This is a genomic window from Paenibacillus sp. JNUCC32, assembly GCF_014863545.1.
Taxonomy (GTDB): domain Bacteria; phylum Bacillota; class Bacilli; order Paenibacillales; family Paenibacillaceae; genus Paenibacillus_AQ; species Paenibacillus_AQ lautus_A.
Genome location: NZ_CP062260.1, coordinates 6,219,117 through 6,244,263, shown reverse-complemented (window position 1 = coordinate 6,244,263; position 25,147 = coordinate 6,219,117). Strand labels below are relative to the sequence as shown.

At 49.3% G+C, this 25,147-nt stretch carries 21 protein-coding genes; 2 read left to right on the top strand and 19 right to left on the bottom strand.

All coding sequences use genetic code 11. The features are described 5' to 3' along the window. Nucleotides 1-63 precede the first annotated feature (63 nt). The gene (locus JNUCC32_RS27560; RefSeq protein WP_145039242.1) at nt 64-792 is read right to left on the bottom strand and encodes a polymer-forming cytoskeletal protein; all 729 of its coding nucleotides are present in this window, start codon (nt 790-792) and stop codon (nt 64-66) included. A gap of 417 nt (nt 793-1,209) precedes the next feature. Between JNUCC32_RS27560 and JNUCC32_RS27555 the strand changes: the two genes are divergently transcribed. Then, nucleotides 1,210-1,983: an alpha/beta hydrolase gene (locus JNUCC32_RS27555; RefSeq protein ID WP_192570429.1), complete on the top strand. Its 774-nt coding sequence runs from the start codon at nt 1,210-1,212 to the stop codon at nt 1,981-1,983. A 204-nt stretch (nt 1,984-2,187) separates the two neighbouring features. Here the strand turns inward: JNUCC32_RS27555 and argH are convergent, their stop codons facing one another. From argH to JNUCC32_RS27515, 8 genes are all read right to left on the bottom strand, one after another. Next, nucleotides 2,188-3,603 carry an argininosuccinate lyase gene (argH, locus tag JNUCC32_RS27550; RefSeq protein WP_192570428.1) on the bottom strand — a complete coding sequence of 472 codons (1,416 nt, stop codon included), beginning with the start codon at nt 3,601-3,603 and terminating at the stop codon, nt 2,188-2,190. A 264-nt stretch (nt 3,604-3,867) separates the two neighbouring features. Further along, the gene (locus JNUCC32_RS27545; protein ID WP_015737700.1) at nt 3,868-5,100 is read right to left on the bottom strand and encodes an argininosuccinate synthase; all 1,233 of its coding nucleotides are present in this window, start codon (nt 5,098-5,100) and stop codon (nt 3,868-3,870) included. Nucleotides 5,101-5,206: 106 nt separating this feature from the next. Beyond that, a complete protein-coding gene (gene argF / locus JNUCC32_RS27540; protein WP_192570427.1) occupies nt 5,207-6,163 on the bottom strand; it encodes an ornithine carbamoyltransferase in 957 nt (318 codons plus the stop codon). 58 nt (nt 6,164-6,221) lie between these two features. Continuing rightward, nucleotides 6,222-7,439 (bottom strand): acetylornithine transaminase, encoded by a 1,218-nt coding sequence (locus JNUCC32_RS27535; protein ID WP_192570426.1) that lies wholly within the window; start codon nt 7,437-7,439, stop codon nt 6,222-6,224. 253 nt (nt 7,440-7,692) lie between these two features. Further along, complete coding sequence (gene argB, locus JNUCC32_RS27530) at nt 7,693-8,529, bottom strand: acetylglutamate kinase (protein ID WP_192570425.1); 837 nt, start codon at nt 8,527-8,529, stop codon at nt 7,693-7,695. A 32-nt stretch (nt 8,530-8,561) separates the two neighbouring features. Then, complete coding sequence (gene argJ / locus JNUCC32_RS27525) at nt 8,562-9,788, bottom strand: bifunctional glutamate N-acetyltransferase/amino-acid acetyltransferase ArgJ (RefSeq protein WP_192570424.1); 1,227 nt, start codon at nt 9,786-9,788, stop codon at nt 8,562-8,564. Between the two features lie 18 nt (nt 9,789-9,806). Continuing rightward, nucleotides 9,807-10,862, bottom strand: coding sequence for an N-acetyl-gamma-glutamyl-phosphate reductase (gene argC, locus JNUCC32_RS27520; RefSeq protein ID WP_192570423.1), 1,056 nt, complete (start codon nt 10,860-10,862; stop codon nt 9,807-9,809). Nucleotides 10,863-11,251: 389 nt separating this feature from the next. Continuing rightward, nucleotides 11,252-11,821: a GNAT family N-acetyltransferase gene (locus tag JNUCC32_RS27515; RefSeq protein ID WP_192570422.1), complete on the bottom strand. Its 570-nt coding sequence runs from the start codon at nt 11,819-11,821 to the stop codon at nt 11,252-11,254. A 148-nt stretch (nt 11,822-11,969) separates the two neighbouring features. Here JNUCC32_RS27515 and JNUCC32_RS27510 point away from each other — a divergent pair, with 148 nt between their 5' ends. Then, nucleotides 11,970-12,512 carry a hypothetical protein gene (locus JNUCC32_RS27510; protein ID WP_192570421.1) on the top strand — a complete coding sequence of 181 codons (543 nt, stop codon included), beginning with the start codon at nt 11,970-11,972 and terminating at the stop codon, nt 12,510-12,512. A 101-nt stretch (nt 12,513-12,613) separates the two neighbouring features. Here the strand turns inward: JNUCC32_RS27510 and JNUCC32_RS27505 are convergent, their stop codons facing one another. From JNUCC32_RS27505 to fliB, 10 genes are all read right to left on the bottom strand, one after another. Further along, nucleotides 12,614-13,519 (bottom strand): YitT family protein, encoded by a 906-nt coding sequence (locus tag JNUCC32_RS27505; RefSeq protein ID WP_009594247.1) that lies wholly within the window; start codon nt 13,517-13,519, stop codon nt 12,614-12,616. A gap of 26 nt (nt 13,520-13,545) precedes the next feature. Beyond that, nucleotides 13,546-14,659, bottom strand: a protein-coding gene (prfB, locus tag JNUCC32_RS27500) for a peptide chain release factor 2 (protein WP_096775885.1) whose coding sequence is annotated in 2 segments (ribosomal slippage) — nt 13,546-14,586 and nt 14,588-14,659 — 1,113 coding nt in all. Because the reading frame shifts where the segments join, the coding sequence is not laid out codon by codon here. Nucleotides 14,660-15,035: 376 nt separating this feature from the next. Further along, nucleotides 15,036-17,549, bottom strand: coding sequence for a preprotein translocase subunit SecA (gene secA / locus JNUCC32_RS27495; protein ID WP_192570420.1), 2,514 nt, complete (start codon nt 17,547-17,549; stop codon nt 15,036-15,038). A gap of 723 nt (nt 17,550-18,272) precedes the next feature. Beyond that, complete coding sequence (gene hpf / locus JNUCC32_RS27490; protein ID WP_009594286.1) at nt 18,273-18,839, bottom strand: ribosome hibernation-promoting factor, HPF/YfiA family; 567 nt, start codon at nt 18,837-18,839, stop codon at nt 18,273-18,275. A 198-nt stretch (nt 18,840-19,037) separates the two neighbouring features. Further along, the gene (locus tag JNUCC32_RS27485) at nt 19,038-19,235 is read right to left on the bottom strand and encodes a cold shock domain-containing protein (RefSeq protein WP_009594275.1); all 198 of its coding nucleotides are present in this window, start codon (nt 19,233-19,235) and stop codon (nt 19,038-19,040) included. A gap of 311 nt (nt 19,236-19,546) precedes the next feature. Next, a complete protein-coding gene (locus tag JNUCC32_RS27480; protein WP_192570419.1) occupies nt 19,547-19,963 on the bottom strand; it encodes a hypothetical protein in 417 nt (138 codons plus the stop codon). Continuing rightward, the gene (locus JNUCC32_RS27475) at nt 19,960-20,637 is read right to left on the bottom strand and encodes a glycosyltransferase family protein (RefSeq protein WP_192570418.1); all 678 of its coding nucleotides are present in this window, start codon (nt 20,635-20,637) and stop codon (nt 19,960-19,962) included. The genes JNUCC32_RS27480 and JNUCC32_RS27475 overlap by 4 nt, the downstream gene beginning before the upstream one ends. Before the next feature lie 10 nt (nt 20,638-20,647). Next, a complete protein-coding gene (locus tag JNUCC32_RS27470) occupies nt 20,648-22,387 on the bottom strand; it encodes a bifunctional glycosyltransferase family 2 protein/class I SAM-dependent methyltransferase (RefSeq protein ID WP_192570417.1) in 1,740 nt (579 codons plus the stop codon). A gap of 306 nt (nt 22,388-22,693) precedes the next feature. Beyond that, nucleotides 22,694-23,791, bottom strand: coding sequence for a tetratricopeptide repeat-containing glycosyltransferase family 2 protein (locus tag JNUCC32_RS27465; protein ID WP_192570416.1), 1,098 nt, complete (start codon nt 23,789-23,791; stop codon nt 22,694-22,696). Continuing rightward, entirely contained in the window at nt 23,781-25,043 is a 1,263-nt protein-coding gene (gene fliB, locus JNUCC32_RS27460; protein WP_192570415.1) for a flagellin lysine-N-methylase, read from the bottom strand. The genes JNUCC32_RS27465 and fliB overlap by 11 nt, the downstream gene beginning before the upstream one ends. Between the last annotated feature and the right edge of the window lie 104 nt (nt 25,044-25,147).

The window sequence follows — 25,147 nt, the reverse complement described above, 5'->3', positions numbered from 1 at the left end:
GCTGCCTCCTTGCCATCTATTCGGCCTATGCCCGGATGTTTGGCCCAATGTCGCCCTTAAAACTTAAAACCGCCGGGATGCTCTGACCTGGGCTTCCGGATGCTGCGTCAATTCATCCCGGTATTCCACTTGCCGAATCTCGCACCCTGGGCCGAGAATCACCCGGTTGCCGCGGACGATATCGGCTTCGACATACTCTAGATCCAGGACATCGCCCTCAATAATGCGTGCCTCCAGCCGCGTTCCCCGTAATGGCAGGGACAGCATCTCCCAGAGACGCTTTCCTTTTTTGCGGATCGTGATCCGGTCTCCGACGATTTCCTGCGCAAGGCAGCGGCCCAACAGCCGAATATCCGCTGTTCCTACATGCAGGCGGCCATCGATCTTGAAGCCCCCATGAAACGTGGCCGTCTCACTCCGCACGTCACCATGGCTTCTCAGGTTTCCGGTTACATCAAGCCTCTTCGATTCGGAATCACCGTGAATGCTGCAATGCCCCCCGATAAAAATGGATCGGCTGCGCACGCCTCTCTTCACGCTCAGGCTGCCGGCTACATGCAGCTCCTCCGCGTCCACCGTCCCCTTAATGGTTCCCGAACCGTTCACGCGAATCTTGTCGGCAGCTACGTCGCCGTTCAAACTCATCGTTCCGTTGCCTGTTAATTCCCGGCAATCCAAATCTCCATTCACCTGCCCGGCACCATCGATTCGCACCTTGCCGTATTGGCCGCCGCTTGAGCTGCCGGTTCCCGTAATCTTCAGATCGGACAGTTTATCGTCATGTGGTATCATAAGCATACTCCTCCAGATTCACAAATAGGATCATCATGCTATATCTTAATTGGACACTCGCTAAACTTCTAAATCTATGCTATTGAATCCTCCACCAGATGGAGCCATAATCTCCCTCTAAGATAACACAACGCAGCGCATCATAGAACAGCCCGATGGCTGAACCTCGCCTCGGTCTGAAGACCGAGGCGTTTTATGCACGGATTCATTCCATCCGTTTCGACTCGGTCGCCGGCCGCCTTTATGCTCCTGGAGAATGGCGAAGCTTCCGAATGCAGCAGACTTTAAATCCGTGCTCGCCCGCCGCAGACGATGACTTAGATTTACTTGGAGCAAGGGGGATCGATTGTGATATGATCCTAATAGGCTCGTCACTTTGATCTCTCATTTTCAAAAATGAAAGGGGATACATAATCCATGGCTCTTATGCAATGTCACTTTTACTCGGAGGTGCTCGGTCTCAGCACGTCCATGACCGTCATTCTCCCTCAGCAAACCTCTTCACAAATCGGCATGACGAATCATGCCAAAAGCGGTCTGCATCCGACGCTCTTCCTCCTGCACGGCCTGTCCGACGACGATTCCATCTGGCTGCGCAGAACCTCCATCGAACGCTACGTGGCCGAGATGGGCATTGCCGTCGTTATGCCGCAAGTGCATCGCAGCTTCTATACCGACATGGAATACGGCGGCAAATACTGGACCTATATCAGCCAGGAGCTGCCGTCCATCGCCCGTTCCTTCTTCCCGTTATCCCACGCGAGGGAAGATAACTTCGTCGCCGGGTTGTCCATGGGCGGCTACGGGGCGTTCAAGCTTGCCCTTCGCTGTCCCGAATCCTTCGCCGCTGCTGCCAGCCTGTCGGGCGCGCTCGACATGGCGGGTCATATTAATAGGAACGAGGCTTTGTTTGAGCATCGTTTAGTCTACGGAGATCGGGACATTACCGGCACCGACAATGACCTGTTGTGGCTGCTTCAGGAAGTGGACCGCTCCGAGGGACCGAAGCCGCTGCTGTTTCAATGCTGCGGTACGGAAGACTTCCTCTACCAAGACAATCAAGCATTCCGCAAAGCCTGCGAAGCAACCTCCCTGGATCTCACGTATCAGGAAGGCCCGGGCGGCCACGATTGGGGATATTGGGATACCCATATCCAGGATGTTCTGAAATGGCTTCCGTTGAAAGCCTGATGAACCCATAATATCCACGCCATGAACGTGCTTGCGGTTCATTCGCAGTTCCATGGGGTGTACTGGGTGCACTTCTCTTCATGAGAGGATTTTAGGCAATCCCTCGTTCAACGAATCTCATCGTTACACAACAAAAGGTGGATCAGCAAATATAGCTTTTGCCGATCCACCTTTATTTTTACTACTTCAAGTTTTCTGTATCCTTTACTCTACATTCCCCTGGCGGAGACCCAGCCATTCTTCCGTGACCTGAAGGATCTGCACGCTGCGGTCGATCGCCGCTTTCACCTGCTCGGTTGCCGTGCCGCCGTAAACGTTACGCGCATTGACCACCGTCTCGGGTTGAAGCACGCCATAGATGGAGTCGTCGAACAGCTCGGAGAACTGCTTGAATTCGTCCAGCGTCAGGTCCAGCAGGTATTTGTTGTTCTGGATGCAGTACAATACGGTCTTGCCGATCACTTCGTGCGCCTGGCGGAACGGAAGCCCTTTGCCGACCAGGAAGTCCGCAATATCCGTTGCATTCGAGAAGTCGGTGTTCACTGCTTCGCGCATGCGGCCTTTGTTGACCTTCATCGTGGCGATCATCGGCGCGAATAGCTGCAATGCGCCTTCCAGCGTAGCCACCGTGTCGAACATGCCCTCTTTGTCTTCCTGCATGTCCTTGTTATAAGCAAGCGGCAGCGACTTCAGCACGGTAAGCAGACCCATCAGGTTGCCGTATACCCGTCCGGTTTTGCCGCGGACAAGCTCGGGCACGTCCGGGTTCTTCTTCTGCGGCATAATGCTGCTGCCCGTGCAGAACGCATCATCCAGCTCGACGAAGTTGAACTCGGTGCTGCTCCAAAGCACCAGCTCCTCGCTCAGGCGGGACAAGTGCATCATGATGATGGAAGCATCCGAGAGGAATTCCAGGATAAAGTCGCGGTCGCTGACCGCATCCAGGCTGTTCTCGTAAACGCCGTCGAAACCGAGCTGCTCCGCCACGAAATGGCGGTCGATCGGGAACGTTGTGCCCGCAAGCGCGCCTGCCCCGAGCGGCAGCACGTTAATGCGCTTATAGCTGTCGATCAGACGGTCGATATCCCGCTGGAACATGGACATGTAAGCCATCAGATGATGCGCGAACAGAATCGGCTGCGCACGCTGCAGATGCGTATACCCCGGAATAATCGTATCCAGGTTATCCTTCGCCTGCCCGATCAACGCGGTCTGCAGCTCGTGCAGCATGCCGGTCAACGCCACGACGCGGTTGCGCAAATACAAGTGCATGTCCGTTGCCACCTGGTCGTTGCGGCTGCGTCCCGTGTGGAGCTTGCCGCCGACAGGTCCGATTTCCTCGATCAGATTCTTCTCGATGTTCATATGGATATCCTCATCCGATACGGAGAACTCGATGCTGCCCTCACGGATGCGCTCCAGCACTTTGCCCAATCCTGTCTTGATCGTCTCCACGTCTTCCGCCGGCACGATGCCGCATTTGCCCAGCATGGACACATGCGCAAGGCTTCCCTGGATGTCCTCCTCGGCCAGCTGCTTGTCAAAACCGATGGATGCCGTATATTCCTCCACCAATGCGTTGGTCTGCTTCGTAAAGCGTCCGCCCCATAACTTGCTCACAACACTTGCCCCTCTCTGATTTAAGGCAGAGGGCCGCTTCCCGCTTAAGAGGTTCCGTTCATCCCGTTGCACGAGAATCGACGGAGCTCTCCAGCATGAAAACGGCCTTCAGCCTGTTCATTACTAGTACGTCCATAGCCATACGCTTATATTCGATCAATTACCGGATATAAGACATAAGGCATCATATCATGTATCCTTCGGCCGCGTTGTTACCGCGCTCTATCCGATGCGCTGTTCCGTTAAACGGGCCCTCAGACTGTTTTATTGATTCTGATTCACGCCGGTTGCCACTTTCAAACGCAATGCGTTCAAGCGGATAAAGCCGGTAGCGTCGCCTTGATCGTAAGCTTGCGTCGGATCGGCTTCCATCGTGGCGATGTCCGGGTTGTACAGGCTCACCGGACTCTTCACGCCTGCGCCGATCACATTGCCTTTGTAGAGCTTCACGCGCACCGTACCCGTAACGTTCTTCTGGCTCTCTGTCACCAGCGCCTGCAATGCCAGACGCTCCGGCGCGAACCAGAAGCCGTTATAAACCAAGGTGCTGTAGCGGGTAATCAGGCTGTCGCGCAGGTTCATCACTTCACGGTCCATCGTGATGGACTCCATTTTGCGATGAGCAGTGAACAGGATCGTGCCGCCAGGAGTCTCATAGACGCCGCGGCTCTTCATGCCGACGAAGCGGTTCTCCACCATGTCCACGCGACCGATGCCGTGCTTGCCGCCCAGCTCGTTCAGCTTCTCCATCACTTGCAGCGGGCTCATCGACTCGCCGTTCAGCGCAACGACATTCCCTTGCTCGAACGTAAGCTCGAGGTATTCCGCCTCATCCGGCGCATCCTCAGGCGATACGCTAAGAAGGTACATATCCTTGCTGTCCTCTGCGCTTGCATCGAACCAAGGGTCCTCCAGCACACCGCTCTCGTAACTGATATGGAGCAGGTTGCGGTCCATGGAGTAGGATTTCGCAGCGGATGCCGTTACCGGAATGCCGTGCGCTTCCGCGTAAGCGATCATCTCCGCGCGTCCCGGGAAGGAGTTTCGGAACTCCTCGATGCGCCAAGGCGCGATCACTTCAATGTCCGGTGCCAAGCCGGCTACGCCCAGCTCAAAACGAACCTGGTCGTTCCCTTTGCCCGTAGCGCCGTGCGCAATTGCCGTCGCGCCTTCGGCACGTGCGATATCCACCATGCGTTTCGCGATCAACGGGCGCGCGATGCTGGTGCCGAGCAGGTACTGCCCTTCGTACATGGCACCCGCCTGGAACATCGGGAAGATGAAATCATTCGCAAATTCGTCGCGCAGATCGTCGATGTATACTTTGGAGGCGCCGGTCGCCAGCGCTTTTTCCTCAAGTCCGTCCAGCTCTTCCTTCTGGCCAATATCGGCCGTGAAGGCAATGATCTCCGCATCGTAGGTTTCTTTCAGCCACTTCAGAATGACGGACGTATCCAAACCGCCGGAATACGCCAGTACGATTTTTTGTTTTGCCATGGTTTAACTCCCTCTCTTTGTTACTAACAACCCTGTCCTTCATTATACTAAAGAAAACGTCCATTGACGCATTTTCATAGAGAATGTTCGCTGGTCATCGGCGGCTTTATGCCATCAAAGCAACCATCAAAGCCTTCTGGGCATGGAGACGGTTCTCCGCCTGATCGAAAATGACGGAATTGGCACCGTCGATCACGCCTTCGCTGACCTCTTCGCCGCGGTGGGCCGGGAGGCAATGCAGGAACAAGTAATCCGGCTTAGCTGCTTTCACCAGCTCCTCATTCACCTGGTAGTCCGCAAAGGCGGCTTCCCGCTGTGCCTGCTCCTCTTCAAAGCCCATGCTTGCCCATACATCCGTGTAGATCACGTCTGCATCCTTCGCGGCTTCGAGCGGGTCTTGGGTGATCGTGATTTTGCCGCCCGTTTGCGCCGCGATTTCCTCGCTCAGCTTCACGATGCTGGCTTCCGCCTCATAGCCCTTCGGACTGGCCACGGCCACATGCATGCCCATCTTGGCACCGCCGATCAGGAGCGAATGCGCCATGTTGTTGCCATCGCCGATAAAGGCCATTTTGAGGCCTTTCAGCTTGCCCTTGTGCTCCAGCACCGTCTGCAAATCAGCCAGCACCTGACATGGATGCGCCATGTCGCTCAGGCCGTTGATGACCGGAATCGAAGCATATTTCGCAAGGTTGACCACGTTGTCGTGCCCGAAGGTACGGATCATCAGGCCGTCCAGATAACGGGACATCACCTGTGCCGTATCGCTGATCGGCTCGCCGCGTCCGAGCTGAATATCGTTTTTGCTCAAAAATAGTGCATGTCCGCCCAGCTGGAACATCCCAGCTTCGAACGAAACCCGCGTCCGCGTGGACGACTTCTCAAAAATCAAGCCGATCGTCTTGCCTTTCAGCGGCTGATAGACTTCCCCGTTCTTCTGCTTGCGCTTGATCTCGATTGCCGAATCGAGCAAGAACTGAATCTCTTCCGTCGAGTATTCGTCCAGCTCGATCATATCCCGCCCTTTCAGGCTTAATTCCTTCAATTGTCCGCTAGCGGCCATATTCTTCAGTCCTCCTTAACCATGCTGTTATTGTCCATAATGCTGCTGCACGATTCTTCTATGCTTGGCTAACCGCCGTATGTTCATGTATAAGTTCCGTAACGATCGACACCGCCTGGTCGATCTCTTGTTTCGTGACGTACAGATTCGGAAGCAGCCGGATCACGTTCGGTCCTGCCGTTACGAACAGCAGCCCGCGGCTCTGTCCTTTCAGCACCAGCTCCCCAACCGATTCGACGCATTCGATGCCGATCAGCAGGCCTTTCCCCCGGATCGCCTTCACAAAAGGATGACTGCCCAGGCTCTCATTCAGCTTCGTCATCAAATATTCTCCGGCTTCGGCCGCGCGCTGCGGCACGTTGTCTTCCAGCATCGTCTCGATGGTGGCCTGGATGACGGCGCTCGCAATCGGCGTGCCGCCAAACGTCGTGGCATGGCTTCCTGCCGTGAAGGCTTCGCGCAAGTAAGCCTTGCCCAGCATCGCGCCTACCGGGAACCCGGAGCCGAGCCCTTTGGCCACGGTGAAAATATCCGGCTCGATGCCGTAATGCTCGTGCGCAAACAGCTTGCCGGTCCGGCCCATGCCCGTTTGCACCTCGTCCACGATCAGCAGCAGTCCGTGCTTCTTGCACAGCCCGGTGACGGCTTGAAGGAATTCCGGTTCCACCGGATGCACGCCGCCCTCCGCCTGCACCATCTCGATCATGATGGCTGCGGTATTGTCGTTAATGGCTGCTTCCAGCGCCGGAAGGTCATGCAGGGGAACGCTTTTGAAGCCTGCCGGAAGCGGGAGGAAGCCTTCCTTCACCTTATCCTGGCCGGTGGCCGTCAGCGTAGCCAGCGTCCGACCATGGAAGGACTGGGTAAACGTAATGACCTCGTAGCGTCCCGTTCCCTTCACCTTCTGATGGTAGCGGCGTGCCAGCTTAATGGCAGCTTCGTTCGCTTCGGCCCCGCTGTTGCAGAAGAAGACCGCATCCGCGCAGGTGTTGGCTGTCAGCAGCTCGGCTGCTTTTTCCTGGCCCGGAATGTGGAACAGGTTCGAGACATGCCACAATTCATCCAGCTGGGCTTTCAGCTTCTCTTTCACTTTTACCGGGGCATGGCCGAGATTCGTTACCGCCAGACCGGCCATAAAATCAAGATACTTGTTGCCTTGATCATCCCATAGCCAGCTGCCCTCCCCTTTGACCAGGGCGATTGGGTATCTGGCGTACGTTTGGAACAACGAGCTTTCATTAGCTGCCTTGATACCGCCTGCTGCTTCTTTTCCCATAGCCTTCACACACTCCTTTGCATTTGGCATTGCTTCGTGTTTCACGTTTGAACCGTCCTACGATATGAACATCCATTAAGCTTAACCAACACTGCGAATTCGGATCATTCCTCCGATCCCTGTTGCCCACAGATTTTCATGGAATCATGTAATCAAGGATAAATTCCGGAGGCAAAGGCGACCGCGCTGCTTCTCCAGAACAATTCCACCTTCTCCGTTGAAGCCGTTATATTCTACAATCTCGAATCTAAATCTACATCCGCACGATGCGCGTACCCAGCACTTCGCCTCCAAGCACCCGGCTCAGCACGTTCCGCTCGCTTCCGTCCACGATGACGACCTCGCTCACTTTGCCGTGAATGCAGCTGATGGCTGCTCTTACCTTCGGTATCATGCCGCCATAGATTTCGCCCGTTCCGATCATATCCTCGATCTCCTGCACCGTTACGGTCGGAAGCACCCGCTTCTCGCCGCCCGATCCCTTCATGATCCCCGGCACGTCGGTGACAACGATCATCCGGTTAACGCCCAGATGAGAAGCCACGGCACCAGCTGCGGTATCGGCATTGATGTTATAGCGCTGACCGGATGGATCCACGCCGATCGGCGCAACCACCGGCATGTACCCCATCTCCAGCACGCCGCTCAGGATCGATGACTTCACCAGCGTAACGTCGCCGACCCAGCCAACCTCCGCATGGTTCGTTACCGGTTTGGCCTCGATGAGCCCGCCGTCCGAACCGGACAAGCCGATGGCAGAACCGCCCACGCTTTGAATCCGTCGTACGATCTGTTTATTGATGGTGCCCGCAAGCACCATCTCCACGACGTCCAGCACATCCTCCGTCGTCCTGCGCAGACCGTTCACAAACTCGGTCTCGATGCCGAGTTTCTCCAGGTTGCCGGAAATTGCGGGACCGCCGCCGTGCACGATAACAGGGTTAACCCCTTTATCCTGCAGATTCTTCAAATCCTCGAAGAAGCTGTCCGGAAGGGCCGCGAGCGTGCTGCCGCCGCATTTCATCACAAACGTATCCGCGCTTGAGGTTTGAACCGGCTGCGAATTCTCCTGATCGATCGTGCTCTTCATATCCATCTCCTCCGTCCTGATTTTTTAGTTATCTAAGTACGATAAGCCGCATTAATGCGGACATAGTCATAGGTTAAATCACAGCCCCAAGCCGTAGCCGACCCGCTGCCGATATGCAGCTTCACGTCGATATCCACGGTGTCGCCTTGAAGGTAAGCCAGCGCCGCATCTTCGTCAAAAGCGACGGGCCTTGACTGCTCCAGCACCGAAATCGGGCCAATGGCAATATCCACCGTCTCCGGATTGACCGGACGGCCTGCGCGGCCCACAGCCGCAATGATCCGTCCCCAGTTGGCATCCGCACCGAACACCGCCGATTTGACCAAGCTGGAGCCGATGATCGTCTTGGCGATCGCTTGCGCGTCATCGTCGCTTTCGGCGCCGTCCACGCGAACCTCGATCAAGCGGGAAGCTCCCTCTCCGTCACGCGCGATTGCCTTCGCCAGCTGCTGGCACACATAGTGGAAGCCGGCTGCGAATGCATCCCAATCCGGATGCTCCGGCGTTAACACGTCATGCCCCGCCAGGCCGCTGGCCATCGCAACCAGCATATCGTTGGTGCTTGTATCGCCGTCCACCGTAATCATATTAAAGGTCAGGTTGGTCGTTTGGCGCAGCAGCTGCTGCAGCGCTTCCTGACCAATGACCGCATCCGTCGTCATGAATCCGAGCATGGTCGCCATGTTCGGATGAATCATCCCCGATCCCTTCGCCGTGCCGGCGATGGTCACCTTCGTGCCGTTAACCTGTACGGTAACGCAGGCTTCCTTTTTTACCAGATCGGTTGTCAAAATCGCTTGGCTGAAGCTTTCAGCCCCTTCGCTTTCGCCGCTGAGCCGTGCAGGCAAGCCGGCAATACCGGAGGATACTCGGTCCATCTTCAGCAGCTCCCCGATGACACCCGTCGAAGCAACGGCCACATCGTTCACGTCCAGGCCGAATTGCGCAGCCGTGCTGGCGCGCATCGTGTATGCATCCTCTTCGCCCTGCTTGCCCGTGCAGGCATTGGCATTCCCGCTGTTCACGACAATCGCGCGAAGCTTGCCGTCCTCCAAGCTTTCACGCGTTACCTTCAGCGGTGCCGCTTGGAACAGGTTCGTCGTATAGACGGCAGCCGCCACGGCAGGCACATCGCATACAATGACGCCCAGGTCGTTACGGTCGGTCTTCTTAAGTCCACAGTGGAGCCCGGCAGCCTTGAAGCCTTGCGGCGTTACGATGCTGCCCCCATCGATAATCGCAAACGTATTCTCTCCCATGTCTGTATCCCCAGCCGCTTACGGATAAATCGGCGTAAACGTAAGTCCGAGGCTCTCCTCCCATCCCATCATCAAATTCAGGTTCTGGATCGCCTGCCCGGCCGCACCCTTCACCACATTATCAATGACCGATATAATGGTCACTCTGTTCGTGCGCGCATCCACCGCAAAGCCGATATCGCAGAAGTTCGACCCGCTGACTTCTTTTGTTGCAGGCCATACGCCCAGGTCGCGGATTCTCACAAATTTACGATCCTTGAAATACTGGCGGTACAGTTCAATGAAATCCTCTTCCGTGTAAGGACCGTTCAGCGTGGCATACATGGTGCTCATGATCCCCCGCGTCATCGGTACCAGATGCGTCGTAAAGGTGACCGTGATCGGTTCGCCCGCTACCTGCGTCAATACCTGCTCGACCTCGGGAATATGCTGATGCTTATTCACCTTGTAGGCTTTGAAGTTCTCGTTGATTTCAGCATAATGCGTCATCAGGCTCGTTCCCCGTCCTGCACCGGACACGCCGGATTTGGCGTCGATAATAAGGGATGAAGCATCGATCCAGCCCGCGCTGATGGCCGGAATCAGGCCCAGCAGCGTCGCGGTCGGATAACAGCCCGGATTGGAGATGAAATCCACATCGCGGACCTCTTCGCCAAACACTTCGCACAGGCCATATACGGCCTTTTCCAACAGCTCCGCGCTCGGAGCCGCGTGTTTATACCACTGTTCATAAACGGCTCCATCTTTCAAGCGAAAATCGCCCGAGAGATCAATGACCTTCAAGCCTGCATCCAGCAGCTCCGGTACCAGCTTGGCACTGACGCCCGAAGGCGTAGCCGCAAATACCAAGTCGGCCACCTCGGCGATTTCAGCCGGGTTAACGCCATCCAGGTTGCGTGTGATGATATTGGTCAAATGCGGAAATCCGTCCGATATCGGTACGCCTGCCGTCGATGAAGAGATTACCGATGTAATCTCAACGCGCGGGTGCGCTTGCAGCAAGCGGATCAGTTCCACGCCACCGTAGCCGGTAGATCCAACAATAGCAACTCTTACTGTATTTGTGTCCGTCATATCCTCATCCCTCTCCCCAAGGAACAGCTGAAGGACCTTATGCAAGGTCCCATTCATCCATCCTTCATCTCTACCCCATGCTCTTCCGTTTCCTTCTTCCGATCGAGCCATGCCGCCGCCTAAATTCCCTCTTCATCCTATGTTGGGTATCAAAAACCACGCGTGTCCGCTGATGATTCTTGGTATCATTTTGCTTCAAGAAGCAGTCAGGCTGGTCATGAACTTCTTCGGAAGCGTTCCGTTTCCTGCGTCAAAAGCGATATGTGCTTCCAAGGTATTCATTGACTTTATCCGTCTCATAAATATGTATTATTATACGACCGTATTCATATAAATACAATGGATTATTCAAATTTGGTCCAAACTGCTAACGGGCTCCGAGGCAATGTCTATCGAGATGGATCGAACTCTTCCTTCAGAATGGAATAGAGCTTGAGGTCCCAATGCTGGCCCTTAACCTTGATCCCCTTCCTCACCGTCCCCTCATAGGACATGCCGATCTTCTCCATTACGCGCTGAGAGCCGATATTCTCCACCAAACATCGAGCCTGCACGCGTACAAGCTCCATACGGCCGAAACCAAGCTTGAGCAGCGCAGAGGCCGCCTCGGTCATGATGCCTTGTCCCCAACAATCCCGTGCCAGCACATATCCGATCTCCGCGGCCTGCTGCTCGGGCTTCCACCATACAAAATCAACCGTCCCGACCAGTCGCCCGCTCTCCTTCAGCTCGATCCCCCACGGGGCAATATCATGCTTGGCATACTGAGCCAGTATGAATTGAATAAACCGCTTGCTGTCATCGATCGAGCGATGGGTCTCCCAAGTAACGTATTTCGCCACCTCATCGTCTGAGGCATAGGCATACATCTGATCGGCATCCTGCATCGATACTCTGCGAAGGCGCAGACGTTCGGTTTCCAGCACCGGCAAACTGCCGTAGATCTGTTCGATTTCCATTCGTAACTCCCCCTGTTCTATAAACCTAAGACTTCACGCTCCCTATTACTTTTAACCTAATAAATAAGTCTATCGACCTAAACGGTGCTTTGATATAATCCTCTTAGGGAAATATGTTCCTACAACTTAGATTCCTGGAGGTAAAACCATGATATTCAAAAGAACGACGGGCCTATTATGTTTTCTCTTACTGATCTGCCTCACGTGGCAGGCTCCTCATCCCAGTTTCGCTGCCGCTTCAACCACCCAAGCAAAAACCAAACCTGCGCCAATGTTAATCCTCAACAAGAACACGGCGGCTTATTTGAAAAAAGGAGTCATCCCAGGCTTTGGCGGCGTCCAATTCGGCATGACCCAAAATCAGATCGCCTCCAAATTGGGAAAACCTGTGAGTTCATTCTACCACTACGGCGGCGAGTTTTGGAAATTCAAAAATATTTCGTATGCCGGATTTAATTTCGAGAACCCTTATACAGGCTCAAACGGCATGTGGTGTTTGTTGATAGGTAAAGAAGGCTTCCCGGACCAAACCTTTGCGGACGTCAAAAAGCATTTAGGCAGCGCCTACGAAATGTATTATAACGACATGGAAGAGGCATACGAGATGGTCTACACTTTCGGCAAGACCCGCATCTCCTTCATGGCGGACACCTCGAAGTCAAAGATTACGCTGATTCAGATCAGTCGTTAACGATCCCATTACATAAAAAAAGAAGTAACCCCTGCTCAGACTACGCTGCCTGACGAATGGTTACTTCTTTTTTATAGAGAGTATGCTGACGAGCCGCGAGGCTACGCCTTAATATTGCGGAATCCTTCGCCCAATACCTCATGGGCATTGCTAATGATGACGAAGGCATTCGGATCCACCGATTGGACCACCGTTTTGAGACGGGGAATTTCGCTCTGTCCGACGACGACCATCAGGACCGTCCGGTGTTCGCCCGTATAGCCTCCCTCTGCGGTAAGCTTGGTTAATCCGCGGTCAAGGTCCTCGAGAATGGCCTTGGTAATCGGCTCCGTATGATCGGATATAATGTAGGCCACCTTGGTAAAGCTAAATCCCAGCTCGATGGCATCAATCACCTTGCCTGTTACGTACAGTCCAATCAGCGCGTATAACGCCTGCTCCAGCGAGAGCACAAGGGCTGCCGATGAGATTACGATCGCATCCAGCAGTACGACGCAGACGGAAAAGCTGAGGCCGCTGTATTTTTGTAGGAGCTGCGCCACGATGGTCAACCCGCCGGTTGACCCCCTGCCGCGATAGACCAGCCCCATGCCGATACCGACGCCGATACCGCCATAAATGGAAGCCAGAAGCGGGTTAGAGGTTGGAATCGGCCAGTCCTTGGTCAAAAATACGAACAGCGGCAAAATCACGCTTCCCAGCAGGGAGCGGATGCCGTAGTCGCGCCCAAGCAGCCAAAAGCCAAGCACGAACAAAGGAATGTTCAGCGCCCATTGCGTAAAGGCCGGTTCAATGCCGAGCCACGCTTGCGCAAGAACGGACAAACCCGACACCCCGCCCGAGGCGATGTGATTGGGCAGGAAAAACAGATTAAACGACAGCGCCATAATAAAGGAGCCGACGATAATAAAGATTGCGTCCACCGTCTGCCGGAGCGGACCGTTGATCGGAATCAAGGGTTCTCTTTTTCGTTTGTTGATCGATGGATTGCCAGCGGATTGCGCCATAGTTCTATAAATCTCTCCTCAACGTCCTACTCGACTTCCTGCTTGATCTGGCTGCGCAAATATCCGTCGATAAATCCGTCCAAATCTCCGTCCATGACGGCGCCGACATTACCGGTTTCTACTTGCGTCCGATGATCCTTGACCATACTGTACGGATGGAATACATACGAACGGATCTGACTGCCCCAAGCAATATCGGACTGTTCGCCGCGGATTTCCGCCAATTCCTTCTGCTGCTCCTCGATTTTGCGTTCGTAGAGCTTGGAACGAAGCATCGTCATCGCCCGCTCGCGGTTCTTGATCTGGGAGCGTTCATTCTGGCACGTCACCACCACGCCGGTTGGCAAGTGCGTAATCCGTACGGCCGAGTCCGTCGTATTGATATGCTGTCCGCCGGCGCCGCTCGCCCGGTACGTGTCGATCTTCAGATCCTCGGTACGGATGTCGATCTCCACGTCATCCGTAATTTCCGGTACGACGTCACAGGACACGAAGGACGTATGCCGTCTGCCCGAAGAGTCGAACGGAGAGATCCGAACCAGTCGATGGACCCCTTTTTCAGCCTTCAAATATCCGTAGGCATTAAAGCCTTTGATCAACAGGGTTACGCTTTTGATTCCCGCTTCATCGCCAGGGAGATAATCCAGCGTCTCCACCTTGAAGCCGCGCTTCTCGGCCCATCGCGTGTACATGCGGTGCAGCATTTGGCCCCAGTCTTGAGACTCGGTACCCCCCGCGCCGGGATGCAGCTCAAGAATCGCATTCATTTTATCGTAAGGCTGGTTCAGCAGCAGTTGAAGCTCAAATTCCTCCACGCGCCCAACCAGGTCCTTGATCGTCTCTCCGATCTCTCCCGCAAGGGAGTCATCGCCCTCTTCATCCGCCAGCTCGATCATCACGACGGCATCATCGTAATCCGCCTGCAGCTTCTGATATTGATCCACGGAAGACTTCACGGCATTCATTTCGGCGATGAGCGCCTGAGCCTTCTCATTATCGTCCCAGAAATCCGGAGCCGCCATCTTCTCCTCAAAGTTCTCAATCATTTCCTGTTTGAGATCTAAGTCAAAGAGACCCCCTAAGATTGGTTAGTTTCTTGCTGATTTCACGCAGGTCCTGCTTCACACTTGGATCGATCATGAGTCCTCGTCCTTTCTTATCTTCACGTAATAATTTCAGTATACCCTCTCCTCCATGGAAAACGTTCCATTTCAAGAGAAATTTACGTTGCTGTATCAGGAATTTCGCTGTTTATTCAGATAAACTCCCTTAAGCGCAGCAGGGGTATTCGGATCACCGTGGAAAAGACCACCATCACCCGGTTCATCTGCCGCTCTTAAGGGAGTTGAAAAGTTGCCCATAACCTGGACAGGCTGTATAAGGATTATCGAAGTTTGTTGTGATGCTGAACAAATTCGATCATCGCAAGAAAAATATCCTCTACACGCGGTCTTGCTTCTGTAGAAGCACGTCAATGGATGCTTTTCTTATATTCATCACCATTAGGCTGGATCGCTTAAGCGTTCTGTCCATGGCAGTGCTTATACTTCTTGCCGCTGCCGCAAGGGCATGCATCATTCCGGCCGATCTGTTCAGCCACTTGGACCGGACGCTTCTCGGCAGGTTCGCTGCTGCTGTTCGTGGAGACTTTATTCTCGTCCACAACCGCTTGACGCTCCTGATTCGTTGCGATTTGGGCCTTCATGATGTACGTCGCAACTTCTTCCTGTATCGTCGCGATCATGGCATTAAACATCTCGAAGCCTTCGAATTGGTATTCGCGAAGCGGATCGGTACCACCGTAAGCACGGAGGTGGATACCTTGACGCAGCTGATCCATTGCATCGATATGATCCATCCACTTGCTGTCCACCGCACGCAGCACGATAACCTTCTCGAACTCGCGCACCATTTCTTCGCCGATGGCTTGCTCACGCTCTTCGTACTTCTTCATCACGCGATCGAAGATGTACTCCGTAAGCTCTTCGGCTTCTTTACCCCACAGATCTTCGCGGGTAACGGCACCTTCGTCCAGCAGCTTGCTGTTCACGTAGTCTGCCACTTCCTGCAGTTCCCAGTTCTCCGGAATGTCATCGCTGCAGTGAGCCTGAACGACACGATCAATGACCGGCTTAATCATCTCTACAACGATTTGCTTGATGTCTTGAGATTCCAAGATCTCACGGCGCTGCTTGTAGATGATCTCACGCTGCTGGTTCATGACGTCATCGTATTGGAGAACGACTTTACGCATGTCGAAGTTGTTGCCTTCTACCCGCTTCTGCGCGGATTCAACCGCACGGGTAATCATCTTGCTCTCGATCGGCTGATCTTCTTCAAATCCAAGACGCTCCATCATATTCAGCACGTTGTCTGTACCAAAACGCTTCATCAGCTCATCGCCGAGGGACAGATAGAACTGAGTTGATCCCGGATCACCCTGACGACCGGCACGACCACGCAGCTGGTTATCGATCCGGCGCGATTCGTGACGCTCCGTACCGATAATGTGAAGTCCGCCAATATTCTGTACGCCTTCGCCAAGCAAAATATCCGTACCGCGGCCCGCCATGTTCGTCGCGATCGTGACCGATCCCGGCTGTCCGGCGCGCGAGATGATTTCCGCTTCCTCCGCATGGTATTTCGCATTCAGCACTTTATGCTGGACGCCTTTGCGTTTCAGCATTTCAGACAAACGCTCGGAGTTCTCGATGGAAACCGTACCCACCAGAATCGGCTGGTTCTTCTTATGGCGTTCCACGATCTCGGCTACAACCGCCTTGAACTTGCCATCTTCGCTCTTGTAAACCACATCCGGCATGTCAATACGCTGATTCGGTTTGTTCGTAGGAATTTGAAGCACTTCAAGACCATAAATCTTCTTGAATTCTTCTTCCTCCGTCTTAGCCGTACCGGTCATGCCCGCCAGCTTGCGGTACATCCGGAAGTAGTTCTGGAAAGTAATCGTCGCCAGAGTCATGCTCTCGTTCTGAACCTCGATGCCTTCCTTCGCTTCGATCGCCTGGTGGAGACCGTCGCTGTAGCGGCGTCCAGCCATCAGACGGCCCGTAAATTCGTCGACGATGACCACTTCGTCGTCGGTAACCACGTAATCCACATCGCGGCGCATGATCACGTTCGCTTTCAGCGCTTGTACGATGTGGTGGTTCAAGGTTACGTGGTTGTGGTCATACAGGTTTTCAATCCCGAAGGAACGTTCCGCCAGCGCTACGCCTTTTTCCGTCAAGGCTACGGATTTGACTTTGATGTCTACCGTATAATCCTCTTCGGCCGTCAGACGCTTCACGAACCGGTCGGCTGCAAAATACAGCTCGGTCGATTTCTGAGCTTGTCCCGAGATGATAAGCGGTGTACGCGCTTCGTCAACCAGGATGGAGTCCACTTCGTCAATGATACAGAAATACAGCGGACGCTGTACCATCTGCTCTTTGTAGAGGACCATGTTGTCACGCAGATAGTCAAAGCCGAACTCATTGTTCGTTCCGTACGTAATATCGCAAGCATATGCCTGCTGTTTATCCGGGTGCTCCATGCCGCTCAGGTTAACCCCGACCGTCATTCCCAGGAAATTATATATTTGCGCCATCTCTTGGCTGTCACGCTGCGCCAGATAATCATTGACCGTTACAACGTGAACGCCTTTGCCAAGCAGGGCATTTAAGTAAACCGGCAGCGTACCTACAAGGGTCTTACCTTCACCGGTCTTCATCTCTGCAATTTTGCCTTCGTGGAGGGCCATCCCCCCGACCAACTGCACGTCATAGTGACGTTTGCCGAGTGTCCGTCTGGAAGCTTCACGAACTGTCGCGAACGCTTCAGGAAGCAATTCCTCCAGCGTCTCACCTTTCTCGATCCGCGCACGGAACTCCTCGGTTTTGGCTTGCAGCTGCTCATCGGAGAGCTTCTCAAAATCCGGTTCCATTTTGTTGATTACATCGACCGTCTTCATGAGACGTTTGACATCACGCTCGTTGGTGTCGCCGAAAATCTTTTTGACAAGTCCTAGCATGGTTAACCCCTTTCGTGCAAAACAAGTGATAGAATCAACTTCATTAAATGCCAAAGGGTTAAATGATGAAATCGATTCATTGATTCCTTATGATGGTCCCATTTCATGCAGGCTAAAAAGCCCGTCCCATAAAATGAGGGTTTGCATAAATTGTAACAGTTTGTAAGGGATGCCGCAACAATATGTGCTATTACAAGAGGTGTCTGTTACGCGAAGCCTTACTCTATGAGACGCGGAGAGGCCCAAAAAAGTTGCGTGGAGCATTTCCCCAGCGCGCAGCAATGGAATTATCTTCATCCTCGAAGTGAAATTCTACATCTAATGAGGACAGAAGCAACGATGTCCATTGTAGGGAATAAGCTGAGGTTAAAGCCTGAAGCCATCGTCTGAAGCATCGTTAAAATATTGGCTATCATCGGCCTTAATTCGGCTATATAGGAAGTTCCTAACTGTGGCTGTGTCTGGTGCTGTTTAAGGTGGCCCGGTAGTCACCTAGGAACCCATTCAAATTAGAAAAAGGTTGCACTATTCGGCATACTCCGATGGGCCTACCATCAAATTCCATCCTTATTGCGATTTTTACGCGCCTCGAAGCCGTATATCCAAATAAAGAGCCCCACCCGCTTGCACGGATGAAGGCTCACCTTACATTTCGATTTCATTTTAAAATTCGAATCGGGCCAGCTGCCTCCGCATTTCCTTAGGAATGCTGCCGTTTAAAACTTAGTCCCGCTCGATCAATCCGTACTTGCCGTCATCACGCTTGTAGACGACATTTACTTCTTGTGTGTCAATGTTGGAAAATACAAAGAAATTATGGCCTACCATGTTCATCTGCAGGATCGCTTCTTCCACGTCCATCGGCTTCATGGTAAAACGTTTCGTACGGACGACTTCGTACTCGTCCTCGTCATACTCCACTTGCTCTGCATCCACCTGACTGGTGGCCGCTGCCCCGTTCTCCGCAATGAGCGTCTTCAGTCCGCCCTCTTGCTTGATCTTGCGGTTCAGCTTGGTTTTGTGCTTGCGAATCTGACGTTCCAACTTGTCCACAACGGCGTCAATGGAAGCGTACATATCATCGCTTCGGTCTTCCGCACGAAGTACCACACCGGTAAGCGGAATGGTCACTTCCACCGTGTGCAATCCTCGAATGACACTCAGAGTGACGTATCCTTCGGAGGTGGGGGGTGCATCAAAATACTTATCTAGCCTGCTGAGTTTCTTGTCAACATAGTCCTTCAAAGCATCGGTCACTTCAATTTGTTGACCTCGGATAGTGAATTGCATTGGGCACTCCTCCTTTGCACCCTCATTATACCATTTTGTTATGGCTATGTAAAAAGACAGAATTGTGAATTTTAGCACAATATTTTTCGGAGGTCGGATACAAAAAAAAGACCCCGGAAGTTCCGGAGTCTTGGGCTAGCGAATCTCCAATTGTTAACCATCGATTACCGTTTATGTAGGTCGGCTATGCCGGGATGATTATAATTTGATTACGTTAGCTGCTTGCGGGCCACGAGCGCCTTCAACGATCTCGAATTCTACGGATTGTCCTTCTTCCAGAGTCTTGAAGCCCTCGGATTGGATCGCGGAGAAATGTACGAATACGTCGCCGCCGTCCTCAGTCTCGATGAAGCCATAACCTTTCTCTGCGTTGAACCATTTCACTTTACCTTGCATGCACTAACATTCCCTTCATTGTCAAATAAAGTGTGACACTAATTGTCCACATTTCCGACTATAGCACCCGACTTATCCAGTGTCAATTACCAAGGAAAAGGTTTTCTTTTGCAGAAAACCGGGAAAAATGTCGACTTGGCTTCACGACTGAGTTGGCAGGCGAAAATAGTTTGCGGACAAAATAGGTTTATGGTTATTTAACCAGGGAGCGTGGGGGTGAAACAAGGACCTGAAAGATTTCGAAGCCGACCCGCAGTGAGGAGCCGCGTAGTTCATATCTTGCCCTCAATTTCGGCCAGGAGAGATTAGAATCATTCAATAGGAGATAAATTTATTATCTTCGCTTTAATTTGCTGTTTCAGCTTTAATACTCCTTCATCAAGGCAGTGTACTTGATTGAGAAAACCAAATGCCTCTTCATATAGGCCGATCTTCGTTAATACATAACCAATATTATAAATTGTATCAGGATCCGTTGGCGAATATCTTAATGCAACTTCTAAAAAAGGAATAACCGAATCATATTCATCATTAAGAAAGCAACCTATTCCAATTGTGTTCAATACTTTTATTTTATATATAATATCTTTTTCTATGACCGTACAGATATCTTTGAATGCGTACTGTTTCTCTTTTAATACTTTAACAATTTCTAATATCGCTTGTTCACGGTCAACATCATGCTCTATTCGTCGTAATAAAAATGTTACTCGTCGATCCACCTTCATCTTGAATCCTCCCTGATAACCCCGTAATAATCAAGGAAAATTTGTTGATATACATCATAAGATTCAGTACTAGGAACTCCACAGTCATGAATACTCCAAGGTTGATTTTGTCTTGGAATGCCTACGTGATAACCAGCTTTGATAAACTCCATGCATTGCGAAATATCATAGAAGTGCCAACCATTGAAGATATCCTCCCTCCAGGGTAAGTCGTATTGAGTGATCATAATAAGACCGTCAATTCCCTCAACAATTTCAATATCATTTGTTACCTCACCTAGTGATAAAATCCTCATTTTACTATTATAGCTATTCTCGATGACTACCCCATATTGCTCCTTAGCTTCCCACCAAACTCCTGAAGGAGGAATTTGTTTGGCTCCTATAACCCCCAGCATCCCTACTTTTGGGTGTGAGTGGAACAAATCTAAGATTTCGGTTATAAATTCCTTGTTTATGAGGAAGACGTCCTGATGCAAATATATTTTATATTTGGCATCTGACATTTTCATGCCATGGTTATATCCCTCTGTCATGCTGGAGGCATTCCTTACAGAGACAAATTCAATAACAATTCCCTCTGGTACATGTAAAGAATTTATATATCTTACAGATTCCTCATATAATTCTTCATCATTTACGCAGCTAATAAAGCAAAGCTTGTACTGGTCCATCGTTATTCTCCTAATAATCATTTATTGGATATAACATTTTAATTAGTTCATTGTACATATCAGTGTTTACTTCTCTTAAAGTTTTCATAAAGAATTCCGCACGTGCAGGTTCACCGATATAACTCAAGAAGAAGGAAATATTGAATAGGACATCCGGATCACGATCATCCAAAAAATACCCACTTTCAAAAAAGGGAATGACTCGCTCATACACACCCATTTCGAAATGAGAAGTACCGATACAATTTAGTAATTCCACCTTCTTTTCTATCACAGTAAACAATATTGCTTGTACTATTTCTGTATCGGAATAATGCTGCAGTCTATCCACAAGTATTTCCTTTTCTTGTGGATGTTCCAGAGCATATAAAAATGTTTCTTCTAAATCGTGTTTATAAGCACACACAATAAATTGATATACATTCAACTGTTCAACGAGCTCGGAATCAATATACGGTGTTATTTTATTGAGCAGAGAAGCTTCACCAATTTGATTCGTCACTGTTTTTGTATTAATAGTAAGCCGATAGTAACCAGTTTGAAGGAACATCTTTTGAATTTCCTTGAGAGTAAAAAAACGAATGTGTGTTCGATCAAGAAGTCCGGAATCTGAATAACTCCAAGAACCTTTAAGTAAACTGTCAATCACACTATAATGCATAATATTCGGAATACTTGCTATAATTTTACCGTTTGGTTTAAGATGCTTTTTTATATAGTTTAGTACTTTCCATGGATCGTACAAATGTTCTAGAACATCACCAAAGATAATGTAATCAAAAAAGTTATCGGGATAAGTTAAAGCTACCTTCTCAATGTCGTCATTGCGGACATCAGCAATTAGGGCCGCAATTGAAGCAGCATCATCATTTAATTCAATTCCGTACAGGCTACTATTTTTATATTTATTCTTAATATCTAGAAGAGTCCCCCCGCAAGCACAACCTACTTCTAGTACATTGATCGCTGCATCAGGGGGGCTATCCATCATCTTTACAATATCAAACCGGATACCTTGAGAATAGTTGGGATTGAATCCCCACTTATCTTCGAATTTCTTTGCATTACTAGCCAAAATATTGCTAAAATAATCTGAGTTTGTCCCGAAAGAAACACTGCCAAAATGGTAAATAAACGTATCCTTGCAGAGTAACAATTTGTAACCGGCTTTTCGAATTCTTACGGATAAGTCATCATCTTCATAGTTCCCTGGGGTAAATCTTTCATCGAGCATACCAACCTTGTTTATCACACTACGTTTTACTAGATAGCAAAAACCAACCAACTTCAAACGTTCTTCCCACTCGGAGGCATTACTTTGGTTATATTCCTCGGCAAATATTTGCATCTCTTCTAAATTACTATAATTTTCCGGTATTGATTGAGCATATGAACTGTTATTTGTGATACAACCGACTGCTCCGATTCTTTCTTCACTATAAAGACTAACCAGCAAATTATTTAGCCAGTTTTTCGTCACAATTGTATCATTATTGAGAAGCAAGATTGCTTCTCCACTTGAAATTTCTATTCCTTGATTGCATCCTTTCGGAAATCCAAGATTACTCTTATTTAGGATAGGTTTAATATCATTTTGCCTTAAGAGCCACTCTTGCGTACCGTCTGTCGAGTTGTTATCTACAACAATCATTTCATAAGAGTGGGGCTTTGTAAATCGACGAATGCTTTCAATGCATTGGATAGTATACTCGAGTTTATTATAGGTTAATATTACTATACTTGTTTTCATATTTTCTTATCCTTCTTCTCCCGTATCGAGACTCAAGTTTGGGAATATTATTTAATTCTTAAATATATTATCGGTTAATAGCTAGATACCTATAAGAATAAAGCGAACTCCACTTTTAGGAATTCGCTCGTATTAAGCTTTGTTTACGTAACCCAGCCAGTCACCAATGACAGAACTACTATCTGTATCATTAATAACAAAAATCTATATCATAATACCTGTAGATATACTGGGAATTCCTGTAGCAATGTATTTTTTTTACATGAAGGAGAGATTCCCCGAGACCTATTCATTGCCAATTTACATTCATCCCAAATCTGTTAACCGATTCGACGCGGGGATAAAATTTTGATCCGCGCTCTGCCTATAATATTTTTTAGCATTTTGCTGGTCTCCAATCACTTCATAATATATTCCAAGGTTGTATGCCGCTCGAAAGGAACCTACACCCTCCACTGACTCATATTTAGCCGTGCCGACCTCTCCAAGCGAAAGACAATGTTCAAATACCATCTTTATATTTTCAAAATTCTCAACTGACTTTTGTTCTATTAGCATGGAACCATATAGAAAATATAAATCTGTATAATCTGGGAACAAATCTATTGCATCTCTGAGGATCAATTCCAAAACATCATACTCTTTTTCCCGAAGTAGACAATATCCATAAGATAAAAAGAGTGTTGGAGCATAACTCGGCAACTCACTAAATTTGGAGAACAGTTTGATAGCATCATCAAAATATATAATAGCTTTCTTATATTCACTTTTCACATAAAAAGTTTGACCTAGTTGAAATAATGTATATGTCGATTCAGGCTCCAATAAGAGCTGCTGTTTCAGCAGGTTTATATTTCGATCAATTTTATGCTTTTGGACTATTTCGCTTCTCAAATAACCATAGTGATGAATAACCACATTAGTAGAATCTGAACATGCGATTTCCTGTCCATTCAATCTCAGCTGTTCATGTATCCGGCCATAATATCGGAATTCCATTTTGTTTGGAAATAATCGGGTGATCTCAGAGATTACACAGGAGCCATCATCCATATGATTCTTTAAGATTACCTTTGCTGGTTTTCTTTTTGAACTTGTAGCATAATCCATTAATTGAGTAATTGAATCCGCATCAAGCACTTCGTCAGCATCTATGATGAGTATAGATGGCTGTGACGCCAATGAGATCGAGTAATTTCTTGCTGCTGAAAAATCATCTTTCCATGCAAAATCATACACCTGGACAGCAAGATCGCCTAATATTTTTTTGGTATTGTCCTTAGATCCTGTATCTACCACAATAATTTCTTTTACAAATTCCTGTAATTTACGGATACAACCTTCAATATTTGTTTCTTCATCCTTCACAATCAAGCAGGCAGACACAGGGACTTTATTGAACATGAATCTCTTCACTCTTTCTATCCTTCAACAAGGATGCGATATGGGCTAGTGTAGTAAAACCATTCTCCTCAAGAAGTTCCATCATGCCGCTCAAATAGGTATCATTATGTTCAATGGCACGTACAAAAGACTGGATAATCTTAATTGCCTGGTCTGTACTAAGTCCTTTGGAATACCCTGAGATTCCCACAAAATGCACCTTTAACATAGCAAAAATTGTCGATAATTTAGTATAGTCTTTAAAAATTTTACCAGATGCCATATTGGGAAACATGCTTTCGAACATGTAATTCACGACATAATTTTCAAAAATATATTCATGCTCATTCATAAAAGGCAGATAGTAGTTTGTGTAGTTATATAAATAAGTATCTTCCAATTTGCTCTTTAAAATTTCCTCTTTTCCGTCAAGATCCAAACCACGAATCATATCATTAAAGCATTCTAAATATCGGCTACTAGTAACTCCCGATCTCTTCCGGGCAGCAATGAGTTCTAAAATCGTTTCAATTTGGAGAGATAAACTATCATTTATATTTTCAAGACTGTGCAAGTAAGCCGGATTATTTATCTTTTGCTGATATTCATTAACTAATCTGTTTATTTCTTGATAATTTTTCCTGTCTAATATTTCTTGAAGCCTATTCATAAAAAGACCTAAGAAAATGAGTCGATCACTTATTTTCAGCTTTCTATTTTGAACAATATCAATGGCAAATTCACGGACCTCCCAAGAAAAAAGGTCTCTGTTGTTTACGCCGTCAGTTTTTAAACTCATCATTGTAGACCAATTTTTATTCACTTCGTATTCTTTTTTGTCGAAGTCAATACCATCAGGGTTTAGAAGGGCTAGCCTTGCAATTTCCGGACATGATAATTTAGCGGACAGTTCGTACTCTTGATCAATTTTATTAAGCATTCTCGGATACGTTGTACATACAGGGGACAGCATATCTTCGCCAAAGTTTAATTGTAGTCCGCATAGGTTTTTCTCATTTAACATAGGGCAGCGCTTCTCGCTATCCATAGAAAAATAGGCATACTTTGAATCAGATGCGGTTTGGTTTTTTATTCGTTTCAAACCCTTATTTAGTTTCACGCTTAATTCTGCATGCTTTATTTTTTTATATTTTTGATATGTCTTCTTATTTAAAGTGACCTGCCAACCTATGCAACAGCTATCCTCGCAATCACTGCCTATACATGAAAATGAATTCATGTAGGTCGGTGTTAGCACAATTTCCTTCATCATTCTGCCTCCTATGCTCATCTCTAAATGTATATCGACTAAAAATAACAAAAAATGAATAAGCTAAAAAAGGAAAGGTACCAATGAGGTACCTTTCCAAGTTATCT